This is a genomic window from Kribbella sp., assembly GCF_035687465.1.
In the GTDB taxonomy this organism is placed as follows: domain Bacteria; phylum Actinomycetota; class Actinomycetes; order Propionibacteriales; family Kribbellaceae; genus Kribbella.
Map to the genome: position 1 here is coordinate 1 of NZ_DASRXP010000415.1, position 5,380 is coordinate 5,380.

Here is a 5,380-nt window from a genome sequence, read left to right on the forward strand (position 1 = left end):
GGTCGCCAGCAGGAAGTCGATCTCCGCCTCAGTCGCCCGCGGTACGTCGCTGACGGGCCCCGGCGCCTCTTCATCGGTCAGCCCGACGTACACGCGGCCATCAGGCGCGGGAATCGCCATCACCACCCGCCGCAGCTCCCCTGGCACCGGCACAGTGAGCACCGCCGAGAGACCACCGAACGCGGACTGCGGAAACACCAGATGCGTCCCCCGGCTCGGCCGCAGCTTGATGCCCGAGGCAACCTGATCCGCCCAGATCCCGGTCGCGTTGATCACGATCCCCGCGTCCACGTCGATCCGCCGGCCGGAGAACTGGTCGACTACCACAGCACCCTGCCCGGTGACCTGCTCCGACGCGCAATGGGTGAGCACCCTGGCGCCATACGAAGCAGCCGTTCGCGCGATCGCGACGACCAGCCGTGCATCGTCGTACAGCTGTCCGTCCCAGGTGAGGAAGCCGCCACGCAGGCCGTGCGGTTGCACCGTCGGTGCATAGCGAAGGATCTCGGCCGAGCCGACCCGTCGCGAATGGGGCAGGTAGTTGCTGCTGGTGCGTGCGACCAGCCGCAACACATCCCCGCCGAGGAAGGCCGAGCGCAGCATCGCCGCCTGCGCGAACCTTGCCTGCGGCAACCAGGGCGCGATCTGCGGAACCGGGCGGACCAGATGCGGCGCGGTCGTCTTCATCAGGATGCCGCGTTCGACCGCGCTCTCGTAGGCGATCGCGACATGCCCGGACGCCAGGTACCGCAGCCCGCCGTGCACCAGCTTGGAGCTCCACCGGCTGGTCCCGAAGGCGAGATCGTGCTTCTCCACCAGGGCAACGGTCAGACCTCGTGAGGCTGCGTCGAGCGCGACGCCCGCACCGGTGACGCCGCCGCCGATCACCAGCACGTCGACCTTGCCGGTGGTGTCGAGCCAGTCGAGCTCGCGAGTACGCCGGGCCGCGTTCAGGCTGGCGTTGCCCACGGCGATCATGGCGTCAGGTACCTCGTCAGCATCACCCGCAGCTCCTCGTCCAGCTGGGGATACTCGTCGGCCGAAGCGAGCACCGGCCCCGACACCGCCGAAGCGAGCGAGACGAGGATGATCTGCCGCGACAGCCAGTCAGGGTCGCCCGCGCGGATCGAACCGTCGGCCTGCCCTGCCTCGATCCCGGCCTTGACCAGCGCGAGATGCGCGACCGTGCTGCTCCCCCGCCGCTCCAGCAGGTACGGCGTCAGGAACTCGGGGTCGAGCTCGATGATCTTCCGCATCAGTGGGTGGGTCCGGGTCTTCGCCACCACCTCGACCACGCCCTCGACCAGTCGCGACCGCCCGTCCACCGAGTCGGGCTGGAACGCCGAGACCAGCGCGGTGGTCCACTCGCGCGTCATCAGCGCGGCCACGACGGCCTGCACGTTCGGCCAGCGCCGGTACAGCGTCGCCCGGGACACCTCGGCATGCCGGGCGATGTCGGCCATCGTCATCCGCCGCATCCCGATCGCCAGCAGCAGTTCGTACGCTGCGTCCAGGATCCGTTCCTCGCCGATCGCGTTCGCCGGCGCCGGACGCGACGTTGGCGTCGCCTCGGAACTCGTCGTGGCGGCCGCCTCAGTGGAGGAGGTGTCGATTTCGCTGCTACGCTGAGACATCACACGTCAGAGTGTATCAGCGACTTTGATGTGCCGGAACTGCTCGCGAGGGGGCTGGGGTCAGGGGTCCCGTCCCCTCGCGAGACGCTACCCCCGAAGTCGACCGATGGGGAGTCATCGATGACCGAGTCCGACCTCCCGGTGGTGCAACTCACGCCCGGCCGCTGGGGCGACCCCGCGCACAGCGTCGAACTTCCCGCCGCCGCTGCCGAGGCGTTGAAGCAGCTGGGCGTACGCCGACCAACCGCGCCCCCGGCTGATCCCACGGATCGCCCGGGTGTGGCGCAAGACGTCCAGCAACTCCTCACCGAGCTCCTGGGCGCCGAGCACGTCCGGACGGACCTGGAAACGCGGTGGGCTCACACCCGCGGCTACTCGACCCCGGATCTCCTCCGCCACCGCGCAGGCGACACCTCGGACATGCCCGACGCCGTTGTCTACCCGGGCTCCCACGACGACGTCCAGGCTCTGCTCACAACCTGCTCCGAGCACCACATCGCCGTGGTCCCTTATGCGGGAGGCACGTCGGTCGTCGGCGGACTCGCGCCGGCCAAGCGGTTCATCGCGGTCGACCTCAGCAGGCTCAACCGCCTGACCCACCTCGACGAGATCTCCCGCACGGCAACCCTCGAGGCCGGAGTTCGTGGTCCCGCAGCCGAAGCCCTGCTCGCGGAGCACGGCTACACCCTCGGCCACTTCCCCCAGTCGTACGAAGGCGCCAGCATCGGCGGGTACGCCGCAACGCGGTCGAGTGGTCAGTCGTCAGCCGGGTACGGGCGGTTCGATCAGATGGTGGTCGGCCTGACCCTGGCCACGCCCCGCGGCACGATCGAGCTCGGTCGCGCCCCGATGTCCGCGGCCGGTCCGGATCTCCGGCAACTCGTCCTTGGCTCAGAAGGCGCGTTCGGCATCATCACCTCGGTCGTGCTGAGGATCCGGCCCCGGCCGGCCGAGCGATCATTCGAGGGTTGGCGGTTCGACTCGTTCGACCAGGGGCTGACGGCGATCCGCCGGCTGGCGCAGGACGGACCGCTTCCCACTGTGCTGCGGTTGTCCGACGAGGTCGAGACGGCGGTGAACCTGGCCGATCCGAAGGTGCTCGGCGGGGACGGCGCGGGCGGCGTACTGGCGATCGTTGGTTTTGAGGGAACCAGGACGGCTGTCCGTCAGGCCGAGGTAGCCGAGCTTCTGGCGGGCGCAGGCGGGGAGTCGCTCGGTGCGGGACCAGGTGAGACCTGGCGGCAAGGTCGCTACCGCGCGCCGTACCTGCGCGATCCCCTGCTAGACCAAGGGGCGCTGGTGGAGACGCTCGAGACGGCCGGGTTCTGGTCGGCGCTGCCGCAACTGAAGGCGGCGGTCACCGAGGCGCTCGTGAAGGAGCTCTCCGGACAGGGCACTCCGCCGTTGGTTCTCTGTCACGTCTCGCACGTCTATGAGACCGGTGCCTCCCTCTACTTCACGATCGTGTCCGCTCAGACCGACGATCCGGTCGCTCAGTGGCGGCAGGCCAAGGCGGCCGCGAGTGTCGCGATCGCGGCGGCCGGCGGCACGATCACGCACCACCACGGTGTCGGCACCGACCATCGCGAGCCCTACGCGGCCGAGATCGGTCCGCTGGCCGTCGAATCCCTGCAGGCCGTCAAACGCGTGCTCGATCCGAACGGCATTCTCAACCCCGGGATTCTGTTGCCCTGACGGACTTTTCGGGAGAACCTACGTCCACAGTGGTATACACAGCTGTTGATAACTTGCGTTAAGCAGTCGAACTATTGCGGAAAGTTATCTCCTTCCTTAAGGTGTGGCGAACTTCGCTCCTCCGGCCGGTGCACGAAGACCGGCCCGCCCCCGAGGAAGGTGCAGTTTTCATGCCCCCATCCATCCCCGCACGCCCTGCCGGACGACTGACCGCCGCTCTGGCGCTCGCCCTCGGCACAGCGGTCGCCGGCGCCGGCCTGTCCGCCGCCGCGATCAACTCCCCCGCACTCGAGCAAGCACCGGCCGCCGTCCAGGCCGCCGGCGCCACTCTGCCGTTCACGATCGTCGAAGCCGAGAACTCCGCGACGAACGGCAGCAAGATCGGCCCCAGCTACATCCAGGGCACCCTCGCCGCCGAGGCATCGAACCGCCAGGCCGTCACTCTCAACGGCGGCCAGTACGTCGAGTTCACCGCCCCCGTCACCACCAACGCCATCAATGTCGCGTACTCCGTTCCGGATGGCCGGACCGGCACCCTGTCCGTCTACGTCAACGGGCAGAAGCTCTCGCAGTCCCTGGCGGTGACGGCGAAATACAGCTTCGTCACCACCTCGTGGATCGCCGGTTCCCAGACCCACAAGCTCTACGACCACGCCCGCCTGCAACTCGGGCAGACCGTCAACGCGGGCGCGAAAATCAAGCTCCAGGTAGACGGCGAGAACACCGCCGGGCCGTACACGATCGACGACGTCGAGTTCGAGAACGTCGCCGGCCCGGCCGGTCAGCCTGGTGGCTCCATCTCGATCACGGATCGCGGTGCGGACCCGAACGGCAACAACGACGCGACCGGAGCGATCCAGCAGGCGATCGACGCGGCCCGTGGATCCGGTGGCGTGGTGTGGATTCCGCCGGGCCGCTTCAAGGTCGGTGGCACGATCAACCCGGACGGCGTCACGATCCGCGGGGCCGGCCGCTGGCACTCGACCCTGCTCAGCCATCACCTGATCGACCGTCCGAACGGCGGCGGCAACGTGAAGCTCTACGACTTCGCGGTGATCGGCGAGGTGACCGAGCGGAACGACTACTCGCCGGACAACTTCGTCAACGGCAGCCTCGGACCGAACTCGATCGTGTCCGGCCTGTGGCTGCAGCACCTCAAGGTCGGGCTCTGGCTGACCGGCAACAACGACAACCTGGTGGTCGAGAACAACCGGTTCTACGACATGACCGCCGACGGCCTGAACCTGAACGGCACGGCGTACAACGTGCAGGTCCGGAACAACTTCCTGCGCAACCAGGGCGACGACGCGCTCGCGATGTGGTCCCTGCACTCGGCGAACCGGAACAGCACCTTCGCCAACAACACGATCGTGCAGCCGAACCTGGCGAACGGCATCGCGATCTACGGCGGCACCGACCTGACCGTCCGGGACAACCAGATCTCCGACACGAACCCGCTCGGCGGTGGCATCGCGATCTCGAACCAGTCGTTCGGATCGCCGTTCTTCCCGCTCGCGGGCACCATCACGGTGTCCGGGAACACGCTGGTCCGGACCGGCTCGATGAACCCGAACTGGGGCACGAACCACCCGCACGGAGCGATCCGGGTGGACGCATACGACACCCAGATCAACGCCCAGGTGCGACTGACGAACAACCGACTGGTGGCGAGCCCGTGGTCGGCGTACCAGTTCGTCGACGGCGGGGGCGCCGGCCGGGCGGTGCAGAACGTGACCGTGGACGGTGGCTCGATCGAGGGCGCCGGCACCTTCGCCTTCCAGGCCGAGACGACCGGGTCCGCGTCGGTCAGCAACGTCACTGCCTCCGGCATCGGCCGGGCCGGTGTCTACAACTGTGCCTACCCGGGCGGCACCTTCTCGCTGAACCGCGGCGCGGGCAACAGCGGTTGGGACTCGACCTGGAGCGGCTGCGCCTGGGTCGATCCGGGCAGCGGTGGTGGCACGCCCACCCCGGGAGGCAACCTTGCGGCAGGCCGGTCGGTCACCGCGACCAGCTCTGTGCAGACGTATGTGGCCGGCAACACCGTGGAC

Annotated in this window: 4 protein-coding genes; 2 read left to right on the forward strand and 2 right to left on the reverse strand. The window is 68.6% G+C overall.

Annotated elements, in window-relative coordinates; genetic code table 11:
* On the reverse strand, positions 1–978 hold a 978-nt coding region (locus VFG33_RS21470), incomplete at its 3' end, for a glycerol-3-phosphate dehydrogenase/oxidase (protein ID WP_325054702.1).
* Positions 975–1,634 (reverse strand): TetR/AcrR family transcriptional regulator, encoded by a 660-nt coding sequence (locus tag VFG33_RS21475; protein ID WP_325054703.1) that lies wholly within the window; start codon positions 1,632–1,634, stop codon positions 975–977. The genes VFG33_RS21475 and VFG33_RS21470, both read right to left, overlap by 4 nt.
* 120 nt (positions 1,635–1,754) lie before the next feature.
* Here VFG33_RS21475 and VFG33_RS21480 point away from each other — a divergent pair, with 120 nt between their 5' ends.
* Together VFG33_RS21480 and VFG33_RS21485 are read left to right on the forward strand one after the other, a co-directional pair.
* Positions 1,755–3,329 carry an FAD-binding oxidoreductase gene (locus VFG33_RS21480; RefSeq protein ID WP_325054704.1) on the forward strand — a complete coding sequence of 525 codons (1,575 nt, stop codon included), beginning with the start codon at positions 1,755–1,757 and terminating at the stop codon, positions 3,327–3,329.
* A gap of 170 nt (positions 3,330–3,499) precedes the next feature.
* Positions 3,500–5,380: glycosyl hydrolase family 28-related protein (locus VFG33_RS21485; protein ID WP_325054705.1), on the forward strand; the 1,881-nt coding region annotated here is incomplete at its 3' end.

Excerpts from the sequence above, each read along its gene's own strand:
- VFG33_RS21475 (WP_325054703.1), bottom strand. The coding sequence starts at position 1,634 with ATGTCTCAGCGTAGCAGCGAAATCGACACCTCCTCCACTGAGGCGGCC.
- VFG33_RS21480 (WP_325054704.1), top strand. The coding sequence starts at position 1,755 with ATGACCGAGTCCGACCTCCCGGTGGTGCAACTCACGCCCGGCCGCTGG.